The organism is Algoriphagus zhangzhouensis (assembly GCF_900148515.1).
GTDB classification, from domain to species: domain Bacteria; phylum Bacteroidota; class Bacteroidia; order Cytophagales; family Cyclobacteriaceae; genus Algoriphagus; species Algoriphagus zhangzhouensis.
Map to the genome: position 1 here is coordinate 443,251 of NZ_FRXN01000002.1, position 20,968 is coordinate 464,218.

The window sequence follows — 20,968 nt, forward strand, 5'->3', positions numbered from 1 at the left end:
CTGAAGTTGATTTTCAGGGGATTTGTTTATTTTTGCATCAAACATCTCGTTTAGTACATGGACGACCCTTACCCGAGTTGGTCTTTACTTGCTCAAATTACTCAGCCCTCCATAGGCTACCTGATTATTAACGGTCTATTTTTTCTACTATTACTACTAAGCTCTGCCTTAGTATCTGGATCAGAAGTAGCCTTTTTCTCCTTGTCCAATGAAGATTTGGATGAAATAGCTGAAGGAGAAACTCAAAGCGGAAGCTTGGTCATCAAACTTCTGCACAGCCCAAAACAACTTCTCAGCACCATCTTAATCCTAAACAACCTGATCAATATTGCGATTGTAACATTGACCACCTTTGTTTCTTGGAGTATTTTCGGGATGAATGCTACCGGAATCGTGGTTATTCTGGTTCAAACAATAGGGGTCACCTTTGCCATCGTCTTTTTGGGTGAAATCGTACCAAAAGTCTATGCAAATAAAGCTAAGGTGGGATTTAGCCTGATCATGGCTCCTACCATCAACTTTTTCTCCACTATTCTGAAGCCCATTTCACTTCTTTTGATGTTTACCAGCAATCTTATTGAAAGAAGGATTGAGAAAAAAGGAGTTTCACTTTCTGTAGACGAGCTCAATCAAGCTTTGGAATTGACTACCGAGGACGCAGCGGATGAGGAAAAGGACATTCTAAAAGGAATTGTAAACTTTGGAACCCTTACGGTAAAACAGGTGATGAAAAGCCGGATGGAGATCACTGCCATTGATACTGAGATGGACTTCCATGAATTGATGGATAAAATCAATAAGAGTGGTTATTCTAGGATTCCAGTTTTTGAGGAAACGATAGACAATATTGAAGGTGTACTTTACATTAAAGACTTACTCCCATTCATTGACAGAGACGAGAATTTTAATTGGAAGGAATTGATCCGAAAGAGCTTTTTCGTACCTGAAAACAAAAAAGTGGACACCTTATTAAAAGACTTCCAGCAAAAGCGTGTTCACATGGCCATCGTCGTTGATGAATATGGAGGGACTTCGGGCTTGGTGACTTTGGAAGATTTAATTGAGGAAATTATCGGAGAGATCAATGATGAATTTGATGATACAGATGATATTTTCTTCCAGGAGATCGACTCGAACACTTTTATTTTTGAAGGAAAAGTATCCTTAAATGATTTCTGCAAGAAATTGGAACTTGATTCTCAGGTTTTTGATGATGTCAAAGGAGAAAGCGAATCTTTAGGTGGCCTACTTCTAGAAATCAATAGTAAACTCCCTAAAAACGGGACTAAAATTCAATTTGATGAATTTGAGTTTACAATACTTGCTGTGGATGCCAGAAAAATCAAAAAAGTGAAGGTCCATATTCATTCAGGGCAAAAGGATGACTCTCAGTTGTTTACAGACTAATTTGGCGTAAATCACTTTTTTCAGAATTTAATTCTGTCTTCGCAATCGATTGAGTTTTTCAAAGCCGTCAAGAGGAAAATTTAGTCGAAAAAATTTGAATATTTTTTTAATTTTTTTTCTTGAAACCTCTTTTTGAAAAAATCACATCATTTTTTACAAAATTGCCCTAAAATCAAACCTAGTATTGCCAATACATTAACTATATAGTCCATATAAGGCATTTTTCTAAACCAGAATTATTTTAATAAATAGTTAAAAATATGCTTTTTCACCAAAAATTAATCACCAAATCATAGCGTTTATTGCCTTTATTTTAATGAAAGGAATTTTTTGCGTAATTTTTGGAAATTTTGAACCTATTTAAATCATTTAAATTTATGCAAGAAGGGTTGTACCGCTCGGAGTTTGAGCATGACTCCTGTGGCATAGGCGCGGTGGTGGACTTGACAGCTTCACCCTCTCATGAGACCATCAGTGACGCCTTATATATGCTGAGCAATATGGAGCACAGAGGGGGACGTGGGTCAGATCCTAAATCAGGAGATGGCGCAGGTGTATTGATTCAGGTTCCACATGAATTTTTGAAAGCCATTACTGCAAGGACAGAGATCTCTCTTCCAGAGAAAGGATATTATGGGGTAGGTATGACCTTTTTCCCTAGAAATAAACAGCTTTTCAGAAAATCTAAAGAACTTTTAAATCAGATAATAGAAGACTTAGATTTCGAGTTGATCGGTTATAGGCCAGTGCCTGTAGACGAGACTGTCCCTGGATCCAGTGCTTTGGAAGTAATGCCAAATATCGAACAGTTGTTTGTGAAGCATAAAAAAGGACTGACTGGAATCGAACTTGAGAGAAAGCTATATGTCTTGAGGAATTTTGCTACCTCTGAGATCAATACCAAAATACCTGGAGTAAACCACTCTTTCTATTTTGCTTCTTTCAGTAGCCAGACACTTATATATAAAGGACAGCTTCGTACAGATCAAGTTTTACCTTTTTATAAGGATCTTCAGAATAGTAATATCGAATCTGCTTTTGCCATCGTGCACTCCAGATTCTCTACCAATACTTTCCCTAACTGGAGATTGGCCCAGCCATTCCGTTTCCTTTCTCACAATGGTGAAATCAACACCATCAAAGGAAACTTGAATAAAATGAAGTCCAAGGAAACGCTGATGAAATCCAAGTATTTCACAGATGCAGAATTGGAGATGCTGATGCCTATCACAGATAAACTTAACTCTGACTCCGCCAACTTGGATGCGATGGTTGAGCTATTATCATTGAGTGGACGTTCGCTTCCACATGCCATGATGATGCTTGTGCCAGAAGCCTGGCAGGATAATGAAGTCATGGATCGTGATAGAAAAGCATTCTACAAATTCCACGCTTCACTAGTTGAGCCATGGGATGGACCAGCAGCACTTCTTTTCACAGATGGAAAGTCAGTGGGTGCTACTTTGGATAGAAACGGTCTGAGACCTCTACGATATTTCATCACTAAAGATCAGAGACTGATCCTTTCTTCCGAAGCTGGAGCACTTCCAATCAGAGAAGCTACGATTGTAGAAAAAGGTAGAATCAGCCCTGGAAGAATGCTTTGGGCAGACCTTGAAAAAGGAAGAGTACTCTTTGATGAGGAAGTAAAAGGTGAGATTTGTAAAAAGCAACCTTACGAGCAGTGGGTAAATGATCAGCGTATCAAGCTTCGATTGGAGCCAAATCCTGAGACTTTAACTCACCCGTATTCCACAGAGAATATCAAGAAGTGCCAAACAGTATTTGGCTATACTTCTGAAGAAATAAAAGTGGTGCTCGCACCAATGGGGGGCAATGGAGCGGAAGCTATCGGTTCCATGGGAGCTGATACGCCTCTTGCAGTACTTTCCAAGCAAAGTCAGCATATTTCGAATTACTTCAAACAGCTATTTGCACAGGTAAGTAACCCTCCTATCGATCCTATTCGTGAGAGAATGGTGATGTCCCTATTTACCAGAATTGGTGAAGGGCACAACATCTTGGAGGAAAGTCCACAGCACACTAGACAAATCCATATTTCCCAGCCTGTTCTTTTGAACGAGTCTTTGGAGAAAATCCAAAATATGGAAGGTCAGGGCTATAGAAGCAAGAAACTTTCTTCACATTTTGTAGCTGATCATAAACCAGGTCGACTTCTTGAAGCATTAGATCGACTTTGCCAAGAGGCAGAAGATGCAATTGCTGAAAAGAAAAATATTCTGATCATTTCAGATAGAAACAGCAATGAAGAATTGGCGCCAATCCCATCCTTATTGGCAATTGGGGCTGTTCACCACCACTTGGTGAAAAAGAAAATCCGTACTAAAGCTGGACTAGTACTTGAGAGTGGTGATATCAGAGAAACTCACCATTTCGCAACAGCAATTGGTTATGGTGCTTCTGCAATCAACCCTTACATGGCATTGGAATCCCTATTGGATCTATGGCAAAAAGGTGACTTCCCAGACGTACCAGATCAAAAAACTCTTTTCTACAATTACCAAAAGGCAATTGGAAAAGGTTTATTGAAGGTTCTTTCCAAAATGGGAATCTCAACCCTTCAGTCTTACCAAAGTGCTCAGATTTTCGAAGCAATTGGTTTGGGTCCTGAAGTAATTGATAGATGTTTCAAAGGCACAATTTCAAGAATTTCCGGAGTTTCCTTCGATGAATTAGCTGAGGAAGTTTTGATCCGTCATAGAGCGGCATACAATACCAACAGCCCAGTTCTTGAAACAGGTGGTGTGTACCAATGGAAGAGAAGAGGTGAAAAACACCTTTTCAACCCAGAGACTATTCACCTTTTGCAGAAATCTACGAGTCTTAACGACTATGGATTGTATAAGAAGTTTGCCAATAAAATCAATGAGCAAACTAAGGATGCATTGACATTGAGAGGACTTTTCGAATTCAAGAAAAGAATTTCTGTTCCAATCGAAGAAGTTGAGCCAGCTGAGGCTATCATTAGACGATTTGCAACTGGCGCCATGTCATTTGGCTCGATCTCTTTTGAGGCACATACGACTCTAGCAATCGCCATGAACCGAATCGGAGCAAAAAGCAACTCCGGTGAAGGTGGTGAAGATGAAATTAGATTCCAGAAGAAAGAAAATGGAGATTGGGAAAGGTCTGCTATCAAGCAGGTAGCATCCGGTCGATTTGGAGTAACAAGTAATTATCTCACCAATGCCGAAGAGCTTCAGATCAAGATGGCTCAAGGTGCAAAACCAGGAGAAGGTGGTCAGCTTCCAGGACATAAAGTAGATGACTGGATCGGTCGAGTAAGGCACTCTACTCCAGGAGTAGGTTTGATTTCTCCACCTCCACACCACGATATTTATTCCATTGAGGATTTGGCTCAGTTGATTTACGATTTGAAAAATGCCAATAGAAAGGCTAGAATCAACGTAAAATTGGTTTCTCAAGCTGGTGTCGGGACTGTAGCTGCCGGGGTTGCAAAAGCAATGGCTGATGTAATCTTGATTTCAGGAGCTGACGGCGGAACGGGAGCATCTCCACTATCATCTATTAGGCATGCTGGTCTTCCTTGGGAGCTTGGCTTGTCTGAAGCTCATCAAACGTTGGTTAAAAACAACTTGAGAAGTAGAGTTGTCCTTCAAACAGATGGACAGTTGAGAACAGGTCGTGATTTAGCTATAGCTACTTTGCTAGGCGCTGAAGAATGGGGTATTTCCACTGCTGCTTTGGTAGTAGAAGGATGTATCATGATGCGTAAGTGTCACTTGAATACCTGCCCAGTTGGAATTGCAACGCAAAACCCTGATTTGAGAAAGCTATTCACAGGTGATCCTGATCATGTGGTTAACTATTTCAACTTCTTGGTTCAAGATCTTCGTGAAATCATGGCATCCCTTGGATTCAAAACTATCGACGAGATGGTTGGCCAAAGCCATGTACTTCAATCTACAAGCCACTTGAATCACTGGAAGTGGGATAAAGTCGATCTTTCTCCTGTATTCCACAGAGTAGAAGTTCCTGATCACGTGGGTATCCACAAGCAAATCGATCAAGATTGGGATTTGAAAAATGTCCTAGATAGAAAATTGATCAAAGCTGCAATGCCAGCACTGGAGCAAGCAATTTCTGTTTCTGGAAATTTCCAAATCAAAAATACAGACCGCTCAGTAGGCGCTATGCTTTCCAATGAAATCTCCAAGATTTATGGAAGTGTAGGTCTTCCTGATGATACAGTGAAATTCAAATTCAACGGATCCGCAGGTCAGACATTTGGTGGTTTCTTGACCAAAGGTGTGAGCTTCGAATTGGAAGGTGAGGCAAATGACTACTTCGGAAAAGGCCTTTCTGGTGGTAGACTTTCCGTTTATCCTAGTAGAAATGCCAAGTTTAAGCCAGAAGAAAACATCATCATCGGTAACGTAGCATTCTATGGAGCAACCTCCGGAGAAGCTTATATCAATGGTAAAGGTGGTGAAAGATTCTGCGTGAGAAACTCAGGTGTACAAACTGTAGTCGAAGGTATCGGAGACCATGGTTGTGAGTACATGACCGGAGGTATGGTAGTGAACCTAGGAGAGATCGGAAGAAACTTCGCGGCAGGAATGAGTGGTGGAATCGCTTACATTTTGAATGACTATATCACTGAAATCAACCCTGAACTAGTGGATGTAGATCCATTGACAGAGGAAGATTACTCCACCATCAAATCTTTCATTAAGCGTCACGTGAAGCTCACTGAAAGTACTCTAGGTCAGGAATATTTGAGTGACTGGGAAAAAGCAAAACTCAAATTCATCAAGGTAATCCCTAGAGATTACAAAGCAGTTTTGAAGAAAAGAGCGTTAGAACAATCTAAATCATTGGTGTAAGATGGGAGCGAAAGAAGGATTTATTCAATTTAAAAGAGAAACTCCGGTAAGTCGAGATCCAAAACAAAGAATTGGAGATTACCAGGAGATATATGAGCCGTTTGGAGACGATAAATTAAACAATCAGGCGGCTAGATGTATGGATTGCGGTATTCCATTTTGCCACAATGGCTGTCCATTGGGTAATGTGATCCCGGAATTCAATGATGCTGTCTATCAAAAAGACTGGATTCAGGCAATTCAGAATTTAAGGAGCACAAACAATTTCCCTGAGTTTACAGGTAGAATTTGTCCAGCTCCTTGTGAGGCTAGCTGTGTTTTGGGAATCAACAAAGATCCAGTTGCGATCGAGTTGATCGAGAAAAACATTGTAGAGAAAGCCTATGAATTAGGTTTGATAGCTCCAAATCCTCCAAAAACAAGAACCAATAAATCTGTGGCTGTGATTGGCGCTGGTCCTGCAGGATTAGCTGCAGCTGACCAATTGAACCAAGCAGGACATGAGGTGACTGTTTTTGAAAAGGATGCTAAACCAGGAGGTCTTCTTCGTTATGGTATTCCAGATTTCAAATTGGAAAAATGGGTAATTGATAGAAGATTGGAATTGATGAAACAAGAAGGTGTCATCTTCTCTTGTGGAACTGAAATTGGTTTCAATATCAAAGCCGAGAATATTCTAAAGAATTTCGATGCGATTGTCCTTTCTACAGGAGCCCAGCAGCCGAGAGGCTTGAATATCAAAGGAGCTAACCTTAAAGGGGTTCATTTTGCGATGGAATTCCTAGGAAAGCAGAACCAAGTAGTAAGTGGTGAAATCGAAGAAAACCCGATTTCAGCGAAAGGAAAGCATGTAATTGTAATTGGTGGTGGTGATACAGGAAGTGACTGTATTGGAACTTCTAACCGTCATGGTGCAAGTTCAATTACTCAATTGGAGTTGTTGCCAAAACCTCCAAAACAAAGAACTACTCTAAACCCTTGGCCTGAATGGCCAATGACATTGAAGACATCCAGCTCTCATGAAGAAGGAGCAGAAAGAATGTTCTCAATTTTAACAAAAGAATTTATTGGAAATGAAGCCGGAGAAGTAACCGGTTTGAAGTTGGTCGATATCGAGTGGAAAGCAAATGAGGGTCGAATGACCTTCGAAGAAGTTGCGGGAACAGAAAGAGTTGTTCCTTGTGATTTAGCTTTCTTAGCAATTGGGTATCTAGGGCCAGCACAAAATGGATTACTGGAAGCATTTGGTGCAGAAACTATGGAAAACTCTCTTCCAAAGTCAAAAAATTACCAAAGCACAAATTCCAAGGTATTTCTAGCAGGAGATATGCGGAGAGGACAATCGCTGGTAGTATGGGCAATATCTGAAGGCCGTGAGGCTGCAGTTAAGGTGGATGAATTCCTGATGGGATCCTCTACTTTACCTCAAAAAGATGAGTCCTTCTATCATGTGGAGGAGCATATCGCGGGTATTGAGTGAGCTATTGCTCAACAAAATCCAATAGTATCCCTGTTTAGTTGAAAAGCCTGCGATAAACGGAAAGCCATCCCTCTCGGGGGATGGTTTTCTCATTTATAGTGGTTTAGTTTCCTCCTCTTCTCTTACGGAAATCTTCTCTGCTGTGCACTTCTCCTCTTGGGCCTCTTCTAGATCTTCCTTGATCCTTCAATTCCACCCATTTTTCTTTTTGCTCGGGGGTCAAAACTTCTGCAATTTTTGAATCTTGTTCTTTCATTTCAGCTCTACGAGCATCCATCTCTGCTTTTCTTGCTTCCATCTCGGCTTTTTTAGCTTCCATTTCCGCTTCTCTTTTTTTGGCATATTCCAAATTGATTGCTAGGATTTTTGCTTTTTGCTCTTCATTCAATTCAAGCTTCTCAGCCATCCTATCAGTCATCATTTTGGCTCTTGCTTCTGGATCAGGTCTTTCTTTGGTTTTCATATCCTGTGCAAATGCACCCATACCCACAAACACCAATAAAGCGGCAGTTACCATCCATTTTTTCATAGTCATTTTGTTTTAGTTTACAGTTCTTAGACCTAGAACGACTATGAGAGTTTAAAACGAACTTGTTAACAAAGCTTAATTTTTATTTTTCTTCAATGAGCTCCTTCCTTTCCGACTCCCTGACATATTTTGGTTTGATTAGCAATCTCAAGCTTGGATCAAAACTTAGGTAGTTCCAAGACCAATCCATAAAAATGAAGACCTTGTTTTTCACTCCCAAAATCGCCATCAAGTGAACAAACAACCAAGTCAACCAAGCGAAGAATCCTTGGAACTTGAAAAACGGAAGATCCACTACAGCCAATTTCCTTCCGATTGTAGCCATTGAACCTAAATCTTTGTATTTAAATGGGTTTGGAGCTCGTCCATTATGAATTTCAACAAGGTTTTTTCCTAGATTTTTTGCTTGCTGAAGTGCCACTTGCGCAACCTGAGGATGTCCTCTTGGATGTTCTTCATCCTCAATAAGACTAATATCCCCCAGTGCATAAACATGTTTTAACCCACGGATTTCAGAATATTCATCTACATAAATTCGTCCGTTCCGCGCATAAAGATCTTCACTGAGGCCATCAATGCGATTGGGTTTGATTCCAGCAGCCCAAAGTAATGTCTCCGTTTCAATCGGTTCTTTTCCTTCCAAAAAAACCTGCTTCCCATCGTAATCACTCACTTTGGTATTCAGCATCACTTCTACTCCTAAATCCTCCAAATATTTCAAAGAATGAGATCGTGCCTCATCCGACATAGGAGCTAAAACAGCTGGCCCTGCTTCTATTAGGACTATTTTCATGTTTTTGAAACTTAGCTCTGGATAATCCTTCGGAAGGACCGTATTTCTCAAATCAGCCATTGCACCTGCCAATTCTACACCTGTTGGACCTCCACCGACGATCACCACATTCATCAATGCTCTTCTATTCTCTGGCTTTTCAATGTTGATTGCCTTTTCATAATTATGGATAATCTTATTTCTGATATATAAAGCCTCAGAAACAGTCTTCATCGGAGAGGCGAAATATTCAATGTTTTTAGCCCCAAAATAATTAGTGTCAGCTCCCATGGCTAAAACCAGGTAGTCATAGTCCAAATAACCCGCCTCAGTAAAAATCTTCTTTCTATCCGTATCCACTGATTGTACTTCAGTCATCCTAAAAATGACATTTTTCGAATTATGGAAAATTTTCCTAAGCGGAAAACTGATAGCGCTTGGTTCCAAACCAGCTGTTGCTACTTGATAGAATAGAGGCTGAAACTGATGATAGTTGTTTTTGTCCAAGAGGATAACCTGAAAAGGCTTCTTATTGAGATCTCTGGCAAGTTTTAATCCTCCAAAACCTCCTCCAATTATTACAACTCTTGGAAGATTGGATTCTGGAATATTTGGTATTGATGAGAGGGACTGGTACATAGTTGAAAAGTTTTTTATTACAACACGTATTCCTTCTCAAAAGGTCCATAAAACTTTCATAAAACTCCGCCTGCAACTCAAATAATTGACCCCTATCTAAAACCAAAAGATTTCTTATTTTTACACCCTTAAATAGAGTAGATCCATGGGAAGAGCATTTGAATTCAGAAAAGAGCGAAAATTCAAAAGATGGGACAAGATGTCCAAGGTCTTTACCAAACTAGGTAAGGAAATCGTAATGGCAGTGAAAGCAGGAGGACCGGATCCTACTTCAAATGCCAAACTGAGAACCATCATCCAAAATGCGAAGGGTGCCCAAATGCCGAAAGATCGTATTGAAGCGGCTATCAAAAGGGCATCAAATAAAGATGAGAAGGACTACGAAGAGATCGTGTATGAAGGATATGGCCCGAATGGAATTGCTGTAATTGTAGAAACTTCCACAGATAATATCAATAGAACAGTAGCCAACGTAAGATCTTATTTTACCAAAGCAGGAGGATCATTGGGTACTTCCGGCTCCGTAAGCTTCATGTTTGATCACAAGGCCGTATTTAGATTTACCAAAGGCGAAGAGCATGATTTGGAAGAATTAGAGCTTGAATTGATTGATTTTGGATTGACAGATATCGATGAAAACGAAGGTGAAATTTTCGTTTACACGGAATTTGAAGATTTCGGAACTATGCAAAAAGCATTGGAAGAAAAGGGCATTGAAGTGATCTCTGCCGACTTCCAAAGATTCCCAACCACACTTACAGAGCTTACTGAAGAGCAAGAAGAAGTCATCAACAAGATGGTAGAGAAGATGGAAGAGGATGATGATGTAAACAACGTATATACCAACATGGCCTAAGCTTTAGCTTAGGCTCTTTTTTTCATGAATTTTAGAAGACGACAAAATTTTACTGACTCTGAAAAGGAGTTGATTATCGTAGGTAGCAAAAATCCTGTTAAAATAAATAGTACAGAAGATGCATTTACTTTAGCATTCACTAAAGGTTTTCATATCAATGGTGTATCTGCAGCCTCAGGTGTCCCAGATCAACCTATGGGAGATGCGGAAACGCTTGAAGGTGCCAAAAATAGAGCTATTAATGCAAAAAAGACATTTCCTGAGGCTAATTATTGGGTAGGAATTGAAGGAGGACTGGAAGAAGATTCCAATGGGATGACTGCTTTTGCCTGGATTTATATCCTGGATGAAAATGATTTTTTCGGACAGGCAAAAACAGGATCATTTTATATTCCTAAACCTATTGCAGAATTGGTTAAATCTGGAATGGAGCTAGGACATGCTGATGATCATTTCTATTCTCAAGCAAACTCCAAACAACAAGGTGGTTCCGTGGGAATTCTCACTGGAGGCAAGCTTGACCGAAGAGATTATTATTCACAAGCAGTTTTGCTGGCTTTGATCCCATTCTTGAACAAAAAGCATTATTAAATGAGATTATTTTGATATTTTTTTTAACTAATCGCATTTTATTTGAAAAAATTTTTGAAAGTATTGGATAATTCAAAAAAAGTCGACTTTTTACGAAAGATTTATTTCACAGACAAAAAACTGTAGATCATAAAAGAAAAAAGTAAAAGTTGCTATAATCACCCCTAATTTTAAATAGTGACTAAACCTCCCCAAAAGGGAGGTTTACTTTTTTAAATTTGTAATGAAATTTCTCAATGAAATTCTCCAATCCGGGTCTGCATCCCACTCAGGACCAATGTATAATTCATCCCTCACAATCAGTCGAATATAGTATTTAACAACAGTCTGATTTTCAGATGGATCAGACTCCACTCCCATACTTCTTTTCAAATCAGCTTCTCTTCCTTCGACTTTGACTAGTAGAAATTGAACTTTGTCCTTAATCAACTCCTCATCCGACCTAGCTTCAGTCAACCAAGCTACTTCATTGGGATAGTTTCCATTTAAGATATTTTCAATTTGACTTTTTTGAGCCTGTTGCTCAGCTATGATTGCTTCTGCTGATTTCCCATACAAATCGTATCTGAAATAACTGATCATCCCAGTTTGTGCACTTGAGCCTTCTATTGGAACTCCAAGCTTGAACATCTCCAAATTCAATGGGTTTCTTGGCAAGAATCGATTTGCAGATGCTTCCTGCGCAGCTTCATTGACTACGTTTCCGGGGAACTCCGCAACATCGATAACCAATAGGTTTTGAGATGCTCTTCCCTCTCCAATAGTGGCAAATTGATCAGCAGCATCTTCAATGGTGGTTCCCTGAATACCATAAAGCGAAGTAGAATTAATCAATTTCCCATCTCCAGAAAACTCCCCTACATGAATACTTCCACCATTTCTTTGTCTTGTAACAAAAATGATATTCTTGATCAACCTTTGCGAGAAAGCTCTCGCATAGCTTGCCTGAACTTCTTCAGATAAAGCAACTTGTTCTAGCTCATAGTATGCCACGGGATCTGCTCCAGCATCAACCAAGGCCATATGAACTGAATCAGCGACCGCTTTCCAATCCATCACAGGTCTAGCCCCAGGATCCGCCGAAACAAGCACTATTGACTTTCCATTGAAAAAGCTCTCAGGAAGGCCTCCTTGAGAAAACCCGAAAACCGGAACCAATAGAATGACTATTAAAAAGAAATATTTCATAGATGAAATGTAGGAAAGAAGCTTACTTAGTAAATTCAGACTTTAAATAACGAAATTTTCATCAGCTCATGCATCTAAGAATAAAACTTCTGGCAGCATTCCTTTTCAGCATCTCCACTTTTCAGGCATTTTCACAGTCTGTTGATGACAAAAAACTAATCAGACACATAGCATATCTTTCTGCTGATGATTTAAAGGGTAGAAAAACAGGAACAGTAGAAAACGATATGGCGAGAGAGTATATCATAGATGAACTTAGAACTTCTGGAATTAATACTCTTTATGCCGATTTCACTGAAGAATTCAGATTTCAAAGCCGGCGCGAAGGCAAAACTTTGGTTGGAAAGAACGTAATTGGTTTTGTCCCTGGAACAGTGTCAAAAAAAATTATTGTGATTACTGCCCATTTTGACCACGTGGGAATAGGCAAAGCAACTGCTGAAGGTGATTCGATTTTCAATGGTGCCGACGACAATGCTTCAGGAACAGCTGCTTTACTTGAGTTAGCAAAATACTTTGTAGAGAATCCTCCAAAGCACAGTATGCTTTTTGCTGCATTGGATGGAGAAGAGATGGGCCTTCAAGGTGCCAGAGCCCTAGTAGCTGATTTCCCTTTTGACTTGGACCAAATTGCCTTAAATATCAATATGGACATGATATCCAGAAATGAAAAAGGGGAGCTTTACGCTTCAGGAACCTATCATAATCCTGAGTTGAAATCAATTCTAGAAGAAGCTTCAGCAGGAAAAAAGCCACAATTGAAATTCGGACATGATTTACCAGGCACAGGAAGCGATGACTGGACAAAGTCCTCCGACCATGGGGCGTTTTTTGAAAAAGGAATCCCTCACATTTACTTTGGAGTAGAGGATCATGAAGATTATCATAAACAATCCGACGAGTTCAAAAATATTGATCCTCAATTTTTCATTGACGCAACTAACTTAATTCTTTCCTGTGTCCTAAGATTCGACGAAGTTCTTCTAAAAGAATAGGATATTCTTTTTCCTTTGAGTGAGAGCTTATTTACTTTGTAAATAATTGAGAAAACACAAGCCTTGGCAAAAAACGACTTCATAACACGAATCCTCATCTGGAGATTGAGACACATGAGCAATCAAGCTTTTATTTTGATTCTCAGTGGGATAATAGGAGTTCTTTCAGGCCTAGCAGCCGTAATTCTCAAGCAAGGGGTTCATGCCATACAAAAATTCCTCACGGAGGGCTTTTATGTGGAGTATGCTAACTTCATGTACATCATTTATCCCATTATTGGGATTGCCGCTGCTTATCTCATTGGCAAATTCGTTTTCAAAGACATCGGGGGGCATGGGATTCCCGATATTCTATTTACTATCTCCAAAAAGCAAAGCATCATTCCAAGGGTAAAGACCTATAGCAGAGTATTTACTTCGGCTCTGACAGTTGGATTTGGTGGCTCAGTAGGTTTGGAAGCACCGATGTTGGTTACAGGATCAGCGATTGGCTCTAACATGGGTCTTTTGGTCCATCTCAATTCCAAAAAAAGAACTTTACTGATTGGATGTGGAGCAGCCGGCGCTATTTCTGCGATATTCGGGGCTCCTATAGGAGCAGTGATATTTGCTGTGGAAGTTATATTGATGGAGGTCAGTACCGCAAGCTTTATCCCTTTGCTGATGGCATCTGTCACAGGCTCTATGACTTCCATGATTTTGATTGGAAATGATTCAGTTTTCAATTTCGAATTAGTCGATAGTTTTAGAGCTGCCCACATGCCCTATTATTTGATATTGGGCATATTTTGCGGTATAGTTTCTCTCTATTTCAGTAAAGCTGTGATGTTTACTGAAAAAATCATGGAAGGACTGGAGAGCCAAACTATCCGGATTCTATATGGAGGTGCTCTACTCGGATTTATGCTGTTTTTTTTCCCACCAATCTATGGCGAGGGTTATGACACTCTTAATTTATTGATTGAAGGAAATTCCAGTCAATTGTTGGATAAAAGTCCATTCTTTTCTGCAATTGAAAATCCATACCTGATTCTTATATTCCTTGGCCTAATAATCCTTTTTAAGCCAGTTGCTTCAGCATTGACATTAAGTGCTGGAGGTTCGGGTGGTATTTTTGCACCTTCCTTATATGTAGGAGGAATTGTAGGCTTTTTGTTCGCCTATGCAAAAAACATGTTTGGTTTTCACATCCCTCTTCCTTTGGCCCACTTTACTTTGGTAGCTATGTGTGGAGTCATGTCTGGCGTCCAGCATTCACCTCTATCTGCGATATTCTTGATTGCTGAAATCACTGGTGGATACGAGCTCTTTGTGCCTTTGATGTTTGTTTCTGCCATTTCATTTACTACCAAATCCTATTATCAAAAAGACAGCTTGTATATGATGCAGCTGAAAGAAAAAGGGAGACAGTTGCCAGAAACAAAAGATCAGGAGCTGTTAGATCTAATCAGCATTTCCCACGTGATTGAAAGAGATCTCCTTCCAATTCATCCAGATTCGAAACTGAAAGACTTGATCAAGCTTGTCAAAATATCCAAGAGAAATATTTTTCCGGTCGTGGACGAGAATAAGGCTCTTCGAGGAATCATTACCCTAGATGACATTCGAGACATCATGTTCGACTCTGAAAAACAGGATACGGTATCGATCAGAAGCCTAATGCACAGCCCACCAGAAATCCTATTTGCTAATGAAAATATGCAAAAGGCTATGGATAAGTTTGAAAAATCTGGAGCATGGAATCTCCCAGTTGTGGAAGATGGACACTATTTAGGCTTCGTATCTAAGTCTCGGATCTTCAATTCCTACCGCAAAAGATTGATCCGACAAAAGCAGGATTAGTTGATTTTAAAAGAAAATTTGGAATTCGGATTTATCCACTTTTTTCCACTTATTTTTTGAAGAAAAATTCAACTTAGCCACAATTATCCACAAATCTACACTTTAAATATTTATTCTAAATATTTGATTTATAGAGCTTTAAATAGTGTAAAAAAATTAATGTGGATAAATAATTGAATTTGTGGATAAAAAAATCTTGCATTTTTTAATCCTCATTTAGAGCCAAAAAACAGCGATTTTTAACTTTTAGGTAATCTTCGATAAAGATTTGATAACATCAAATCTAAATGGGTTTTCTCAACCGAAAACAAATATTATTTGGACACAAGGATTTTTACAGGATTTTTACAAAATAGAAAAGGAGAAAACTTAGGATTATGCCCTAAAATTGAAAATAATCCTATTTCACATTAAAAAATCACATCCTAATTACCCCATCCCAAAGGATTGAGATTATTCATCTGCTTCATAATCCAAGCTTGTCTCTGTCTATTATAGTTTGTAGGTCGAGTTGGCGACCATCGAATTGGATTTGGGAGAACGGCAGCAATCATGGCAGCCTCTGCTCGTGAAAGATTTGCAGCTGGCTTTTTATAAAACTCCTGGGAAGCGGCTTCAATCCCATAAATCCCATCTCCCATCTCAATGACATTGAGATAAACTTCCATAATCCTTTCCTTCGACCAAATGAGCTCGACTAGAACAGTAAAATAGGCTTCCAGACCTTTTCTTAAATAATTTCTCCCATGCCATAGGAAGACATTTTTCACAGTTTGCTGAGTAATTGTACTAGCCCCCTTTATATTTTTTCCCTGCTGGTTACCTTCCCACGCCTTTTTCATGGCCTCAAAATCAAAACCACTATGCTCAAGAAATTTCTGGTCTTCTGAAGCATAGACGGCCTGAGGAGCATTTTTGGAAATCTCCTCCATAGGCACCCAATCCTTCTTCAATTTCATCTTCCGATCCTCATCTGCAGCTTGCTCAAAAAGTCTTATGACCATCAATGGAGTAATAGGCACTGGGACAAAGCGATAAAGGATTACCAAACCGATAGAAATAGCAAAAAACCAAAGGAATACTTTCAGAAAAAATCTGAAAATCCGTCTGACGAATTTCATCATTGCTTTTTAGCTTTTGCTTGAATAAACTGATAATACAACACGCCCTCAGGGTGAGATGCAATTTGATCCAAATCTTGTTCCATTTGTAAAACCTCTCCCCTTGAAATTAATCCCGCTTCAATAATTGCCTCGGATCCACTTTTCATCAAGCCCTTCCAATACGTCGCAATTTTCCTAAGCTCTTCAGGCTGCGTTTGATCCAGGTGAAATCCACCTCCTTGTAGCTCAATATCTAAAAAGCCAGCTTCTTTTAGCAGATTACCCAATCGCAAACCAACGTCAGGATCACCTCCTAAATCACGCTGAAACTGATTATAAACCTGATAATATTTCTGAAGACTTGGCAATTTTGGATAGAACTGAAAACTGGAGTTAAATACTTCGGTTACGAAAACCGTCCCGTCAATAGACATATTTTCAAATGCTTTGGTAAGGACAGATGCAGGATCATCCAAATGCTCCAAAACCCAACAAATAAATACTCCATCCACCTCTTTTTTCAATTCAAGCTTTGAGGCATCCTGATTCAAAAAATGGATTTTTCGATCGATAAATTGTCTTAGATTCTCTCGGGCTTTTTTGACCTGTTTCTTTTCTATTTCTACACAAGAGAGTTCAATCTCGGGGTATAGAGAAAGTAGAATATGACTTTGAGCCCCTACACCTGAGCCTATTTCCAATACATGTTTGCAATCAGAGAAATCAATCCAGGGATAAATCAAAGGTGCCAAAACTCCAGCTTGGTCCAAGAGTCTTTCTTGTTCTTCGGGGATATATCCGTGGATGTACTTTGCCATCTTTTTTGTTTCTAAATTATCACAAAAAAAGGGGACTAATAAGCCCCCTTCTTTTCTTTTGTAAAAGTTTTATGGCTTAGTAATTTTCTTCAATATCACTGGCGCACTCAATTTGGAAGCTACAGTTTCCATAAAGAACTTCAAATCTGGATACAAAACAGGTTCGATCATAGGATTCTTAACTTCAAATTTTGCTACAATATTCACTACTCCATCCATGGCTGTAGAACTGTATGAAAATGCTATCGCATTGCCTGGGATCGTAATTCTTTCTGTCAATGGATAATCATCCAGCTCATAACCTTCAGGAATATGGATTTTCGCATTGTATGTTTCTGCGAATGCGAAACCAAAGTCGACAGGAAACACTCGATATTCCTGAGTAAATGGATTTTTAGAATAAGAGGTAAATGTCAAAGGATTAATGGCAATGAGCGTTTCGCCATCTCCAATTTCCTTAGTCATTTTAAACTTGGTAGAGATGTAATTTTTCTCCTGTAGATCATCTGCTAAATCTATTTCAGAAAAAGTAATTCCATCCTGCTCTTTGAACAATTTTTCAATAGGCTCATTGTCATCCTTCAGTCTTTTAGCTACTCTTGCCACCTTCAAACCTTCATAGTAGTAGGTTCTTAAAGTATTATTCATTTCAATCACATTTTCCTCGGAAATAGTTACATCAGTCATCATGATGGTATTCGAGGAATGTTTGATGTCAATGGGAATAAGAGCACTTTGGTCCTTCACAAGCAATAAGCCAGCTTTCACGTGTTTATTTAGCCCAACATAACCAAAAGGAGCAATTGGATCGCTGAGGTCTAGATAATAGTTTTCTCCATCCAAAGTCGCTATTAAAATGATTTCATTGAACTGCTTCAAGAAAGGAAATGGCACCAAATTACTTCTTCCATTTCCTTTGGAACCGATCAGAACAGGAGCACATTCAATCCCCATAGATTTCAGTACTCCCATCAAAGCAAGATTAAGTTCCTCCGGTGTTCCCGATTTTGATTTTAGCAATGGATTGATCCACTGCTCTGGCCAAAATCCTCCATCATCTTTGAGAATAAAATTATCTTGGAAAAAATAATAAGCTTTTTGAGCCTTTTCCTTCTCCGTCTCTCCCGAAAAGTCAACACTTAGGAACTCTTTCTCAATAGGGTTGGATCGGAAATACCCCTTCTCCTTATAGTCTGAAAGCACTTCATTCCCCAACTCAACCCAGTTACTCAAAACATCTTTCCATTCAGGCCCGCTAGTATAGCCACCTGAGGAACCTGCTTGGTAAGCCGCCAATTGGAATTCCACACGTTCCTTATAATCATTGTAGTTTTTCATATAAGGTTCTTCCTTCAATGAATGAAGATCCCTTAAAGTCCAACGATAAAGCCCATTGCTTGCTTCTTTTTCAGTTGTTGTAAAATACTTTTCACCCTGACCGATCATACGGTAATCCAACTGAGGGATGATGGTGATTTCATAGGTACTGGCAAGTGTTGGGATATCATTTTGGAATGTCCAACCATCCAGTAAGGTGATATTTTTATCAGACTTTTTATAGCTGTATTCTAAAATGGAACCAACCTGAACATTAGGAAATGTGATTCTTGCTTCTCTCCAACCATCCCCTATCTCTACATCAAAAATATTCTCCTTACCGACCTTCTCTTCCTCAGGCTTTCCATTAACGAAATTCGTCACGGTAGCTTTAATACCATTGATATCTTCAATACGATCGTCTCCGACATAGTAGGAAATTCTAACATCTCCTCTATCTTTTCCTGATTCCTTCAAAATTTTAACTCTGAAAAAATAGGAAGTCTCTAGAAGTCCACTGTAAAATTTAGATTGGCCTTGCTCCCAAAGGACGACAGCATCAGCATCTTTTTCAAAGCTTACTTCGGTCAATTCAATGTCCTGATCCGTAAATTCCCCCATTTTTACTTTTTGGGAAAAAACTGACCCTACAATAAAAAATAGAGATAAAACAAAAATTGATTTTTTCATGGGCTTAGTTTGTATTTGGTGATGATTTTGTAAAATAATAGCTACGTTGTCCCAGCTGATTGAGCCTTTTGAGAAGCTCTTCCTTAGACTCCTCTTCCATTTCTTCTGGGATATTCAAATTGATTGTTCGGCGGACTAAAAGTTTGCCATTTTCGACTTGATTAGTTAATGAAACCTGAAGACCATCTTCATCAATTTTAGTGTCTTCTAATACTGATTCCGTCTCCAAGCCTTCAGGCAATTTGATCTCATAAGATTCCTCCAGATTCAAGGAAGAATTGCTCAACATATCCTCTGTGATTTTCCCGAGAAAGGGCTTCAGAATCAATCTCTTTGCAGTAGCCTGGGCAAATCGAGCCACATGGCCTTCAAATTCCAATTTGGCTGTCGGAATGGAGTCTTGTTTTTTTACATCAAGTAAGTAATCCCGGATAATCAAACCTGACACAGGCGAGTTTTTATTGAAGTAATCCCGCTGCTCCCTTTCATCCAGATAATGTTTTAGCATCATCATTTCCTCTGCAAAATTTCCTTCCAATTGACGACTTGAAAAGATATTTGCATTCCCTTGAGCATCTATTTCAAGAGTACTGGTTCCACTGATTTTGTTCCAAAAATCAGAATTGTAAGAAGGGGTTTTGGTCAAATAACCTCCACCTTCTTGGGTAACCAATACATGTCGATTTTTGGTGAAATCCCCCAAGAAGCCTGCTGGCAATAAATTGGAAGTACATTCAAGCCAAATCGGATTATTGTCTGTGGGAACTTGAAGAATGACATGATTAAACTGATTAGAAGGCAAGTCCACCTCGATATCATCTTTATTTGCGCCTGCCAAAACCAAAGTATAGTTTGCCGGAATACCTGCTACCTCAAGCATACTCTTCATCAAATTGGTGAGGCCTTTACAGTCTCCATAGGAATACTTCACCACATCTTCTGCTTTCATGGTTTGCCAGCCACCTACTCCCAGCTGAATACTCACGTATCGATAATTCTGTTGTAAAAAATCGTAAAGTATGGATACCCTTTCGTAAATATCATCTACGCCCTCAACCAATGCCAAAATCTTGGATTTAAACTCCTCTGGTAACTCTCCTCGGCCTTTATTCAATTCAAATTGCCAAGCGGCAAGTCCCTCCCAATCATTCATAGTTCCAGCCACGCCATCTACTGCAAATTTTTGAGGAGCAAGCAAAACTTTATGGTCATCATCAGTTTCAAAGTCAACTCCCTGAATAGGCAAATCCTTTTCAATCCAAGTCAATTTTACCCGTCCATCCGGCAATTTTTCTTCCGTTTGAGTGCCCAGAAGATTCAGTTCCTTGAAGCGAATACCTACTGATTCTGGATATATCACCTCCAAAATGGACTCATCAACTTTCTGAAAAGTATGATGAACCGGAATCCAGGTCGGGAAATAAAAATTTGTGCTGTGATAAGACTCTGTTTGGATTTTCACTTCCAAGGGAAATCTCACGGTCTCTAGCTCATAGTATTTGTGCCTATTATCATCAAAAACAGAAGATGTGGAATAAATAGCTGCATCTTTCATGTCTTTCAACTTTGCTTTTTCTATGACTTTTCCAGTCGAAAGATCAGTTGCTTCCAGCTGAAAATCTTTCACCTCTACTAGCTTATCATAAAATAAGGAGGTAAATGCATGATCTAAGCCATCCCGATCTACCACTTTTAAGGTGATTTCTTTTCTAATAGTATAATCAAATCCATCGCCAACAGTAATGGTTTGTTTTTCTTTTAGAATAGAATGATTGGGAATGAACTGTGGTGTATCTGCTTTGTCCTGAAAATCAAAAAGTCCAACAAAAAGCAACAGTGAAAACAAAGAATATAACATGGATGATTGACAAAA

At 39.3% G+C, this 20,968-nt stretch carries 14 protein-coding genes; 7 read left to right on the forward strand and 7 right to left on the reverse strand.

Annotated features, from left to right (window positions below; all coding sequences use genetic code 11):
- The first annotated feature begins 57 nt into the window (after positions 1–57).
- The 3 genes from gldE (at position 58) to BUF13_RS07810 (ending at position 7,755) form a co-directional block, all read left to right on the forward strand.
- Positions 58–1,407: a gliding motility-associated protein GldE gene (gene gldE, locus BUF13_RS07800; protein ID WP_073571217.1), complete on the forward strand. Its 1,350-nt coding sequence runs from the start codon at positions 58–60 to the stop codon at positions 1,405–1,407.
- A gap of 377 nt (positions 1,408–1,784) precedes the next feature.
- Positions 1,785–6,275 carry a glutamate synthase large subunit gene (gltB, locus tag BUF13_RS07805; RefSeq protein ID WP_073571218.1) on the forward strand — a complete coding sequence of 1,497 codons (4,491 nt, stop codon included), beginning with the start codon at positions 1,785–1,787 and terminating at the stop codon, positions 6,273–6,275.
- Position 6,276: 1 nt separating this feature from the next.
- Positions 6,277–7,755, forward strand: a complete 1,479-nt coding sequence (locus BUF13_RS07810; RefSeq protein ID WP_073571219.1) for a glutamate synthase subunit beta — start codon at positions 6,277–6,279, stop codon at positions 7,753–7,755.
- A 103-nt stretch (positions 7,756–7,858) separates the two neighbouring features.
- Here the strand turns inward: BUF13_RS07810 and BUF13_RS07815 are convergent, their stop codons facing one another.
- Together BUF13_RS07815 and BUF13_RS07820 are read right to left on the reverse strand one after the other, a co-directional pair.
- Entirely contained in the window at positions 7,859–8,284 is a 426-nt protein-coding gene (locus BUF13_RS07815) for a Spy/CpxP family protein refolding chaperone (RefSeq protein ID WP_073571220.1), read from the reverse strand.
- 82 nt (positions 8,285–8,366) lie between these two features.
- Entirely contained in the window at positions 8,367–9,695 is a 1,329-nt protein-coding gene (locus tag BUF13_RS07820; RefSeq protein WP_073571221.1) for an NAD(P)/FAD-dependent oxidoreductase, read from the reverse strand.
- 145 nt (positions 9,696–9,840) lie between these two features.
- On the opposite strand from BUF13_RS07820, the gene BUF13_RS07825 reads away from it, so the two are divergent.
- Together BUF13_RS07825 and yjjX are read left to right on the forward strand one after the other, a co-directional pair.
- Positions 9,841–10,551 carry a YebC/PmpR family DNA-binding transcriptional regulator gene (locus BUF13_RS07825; protein WP_073571222.1) on the forward strand — a complete coding sequence of 237 codons (711 nt, stop codon included), beginning with the start codon at positions 9,841–9,843 and terminating at the stop codon, positions 10,549–10,551.
- A gap of 24 nt (positions 10,552–10,575) precedes the next feature.
- Positions 10,576–11,142 carry an inosine/xanthosine triphosphatase gene (gene yjjX / locus BUF13_RS07830; RefSeq protein WP_073571223.1) on the forward strand — a complete coding sequence of 189 codons (567 nt, stop codon included), beginning with the start codon at positions 10,576–10,578 and terminating at the stop codon, positions 11,140–11,142.
- A gap of 204 nt (positions 11,143–11,346) precedes the next feature.
- Here yjjX and BUF13_RS07835 read toward each other — a convergent pair whose 3' ends face one another.
- Positions 11,347–12,330: an amidohydrolase family protein gene (locus BUF13_RS07835; RefSeq protein WP_073571224.1), complete on the reverse strand. Its 984-nt coding sequence runs from the start codon at positions 12,328–12,330 to the stop codon at positions 11,347–11,349.
- A 68-nt stretch (positions 12,331–12,398) separates the two neighbouring features.
- Between BUF13_RS07835 and BUF13_RS07840 the strand changes: the two genes are divergently transcribed.
- Positions 12,399–13,325 carry a M28 family peptidase gene (locus BUF13_RS07840; RefSeq protein ID WP_073571225.1) on the forward strand — a complete coding sequence of 309 codons (927 nt, stop codon included), beginning with the start codon at positions 12,399–12,401 and terminating at the stop codon, positions 13,323–13,325.
- A 114-nt stretch (positions 13,326–13,439) separates the two neighbouring features.
- Positions 13,440–15,167: a chloride channel protein gene (locus tag BUF13_RS07845; RefSeq protein ID WP_243839719.1), complete on the forward strand. Its 1,728-nt coding sequence runs from the start codon at positions 13,440–13,442 to the stop codon at positions 15,165–15,167.
- A gap of 425 nt (positions 15,168–15,592) precedes the next feature.
- Here BUF13_RS07845 and mtgA read toward each other — a convergent pair whose 3' ends face one another.
- The 4 genes from mtgA to BUF13_RS07865 form a co-directional block, all read right to left on the reverse strand.
- A complete protein-coding gene (gene mtgA, locus BUF13_RS07850) occupies positions 15,593–16,288 on the reverse strand; it encodes a monofunctional biosynthetic peptidoglycan transglycosylase (protein WP_073571712.1) in 696 nt (231 codons plus the stop codon).
- The gene (locus BUF13_RS07855) at positions 16,288–17,088 is read right to left on the reverse strand and encodes a class I SAM-dependent methyltransferase (RefSeq protein WP_073571227.1); all 801 of its coding nucleotides are present in this window, start codon (positions 17,086–17,088) and stop codon (positions 16,288–16,290) included. Before BUF13_RS07855 ends, mtgA begins: the two co-directional genes overlap by 1 nt.
- A 69-nt stretch (positions 17,089–17,157) precedes the next feature.
- Entirely contained in the window at positions 17,158–19,095 is a 1,938-nt protein-coding gene (locus BUF13_RS07860) for a DUF3857 domain-containing protein (protein ID WP_073571228.1), read from the reverse strand.
- A 4-nt stretch (positions 19,096–19,099) separates the two neighbouring features.
- Entirely contained in the window at positions 19,100–20,953 is a 1,854-nt protein-coding gene (locus tag BUF13_RS07865; protein ID WP_073571229.1) for a transglutaminase domain-containing protein, read from the reverse strand.
- Positions 20,954–20,968 lie beyond the last annotated feature (15 nt).

Coding starts and splice junctions, on each gene's coding strand:
- gldE (WP_073571217.1), top strand. CDS start 58: ATGGACGACCCTTACCCGAGTTGGTCTTTACTTGCTCAAATTACTCAG.
- gltB (WP_073571218.1), top strand. CDS start 1,785: ATGCAAGAAGGGTTGTACCGCTCGGAGTTTGAGCATGACTCCTGTGGC.
- BUF13_RS07810 (WP_073571219.1), top strand. CDS start 6,277: ATGGGAGCGAAAGAAGGATTTATTCAATTTAAAAGAGAAACTCCGGTA.
- BUF13_RS07815 (WP_073571220.1), bottom strand. CDS start 8,284: ATGAAAAAATGGATGGTAACTGCCGCTTTATTGGTGTTTGTGGGTATG.
- BUF13_RS07820 (WP_073571221.1), bottom strand. CDS start 9,695: ATGTACCAGTCCCTCTCATCAATACCAAATATTCCAGAATCCAATCTT.
- BUF13_RS07825 (WP_073571222.1), top strand. CDS start 9,841: ATGGGAAGAGCATTTGAATTCAGAAAAGAGCGAAAATTCAAAAGATGG.
- yjjX (WP_073571223.1), top strand. CDS start 10,576: ATGAATTTTAGAAGACGACAAAATTTTACTGACTCTGAAAAGGAGTTG.
- BUF13_RS07835 (WP_073571224.1), bottom strand. CDS start 12,330: ATGAAATATTTCTTTTTAATAGTCATTCTATTGGTTCCGGTTTTCGGG.
- BUF13_RS07840 (WP_073571225.1), top strand. CDS start 12,399: ATGCATCTAAGAATAAAACTTCTGGCAGCATTCCTTTTCAGCATCTCC.
- BUF13_RS07845 (WP_243839719.1), top strand. CDS start 13,440: ATGAGCAATCAAGCTTTTATTTTGATTCTCAGTGGGATAATAGGAGTT.
- mtgA (WP_073571712.1), bottom strand. CDS start 16,288: ATGAAATTCGTCAGACGGATTTTCAGATTTTTTCTGAAAGTATTCCTT.
- BUF13_RS07855 (WP_073571227.1), bottom strand. CDS start 17,088: ATGGCAAAGTACATCCACGGATATATCCCCGAAGAACAAGAAAGACTC.
- BUF13_RS07860 (WP_073571228.1), bottom strand. CDS start 19,095: ATGAAAAAATCAATTTTTGTTTTATCTCTATTTTTTATTGTAGGGTCA.
- BUF13_RS07865 (WP_073571229.1), bottom strand. CDS start 20,953: ATGTTATATTCTTTGTTTTCACTGTTGCTTTTTGTTGGACTTTTTGAT.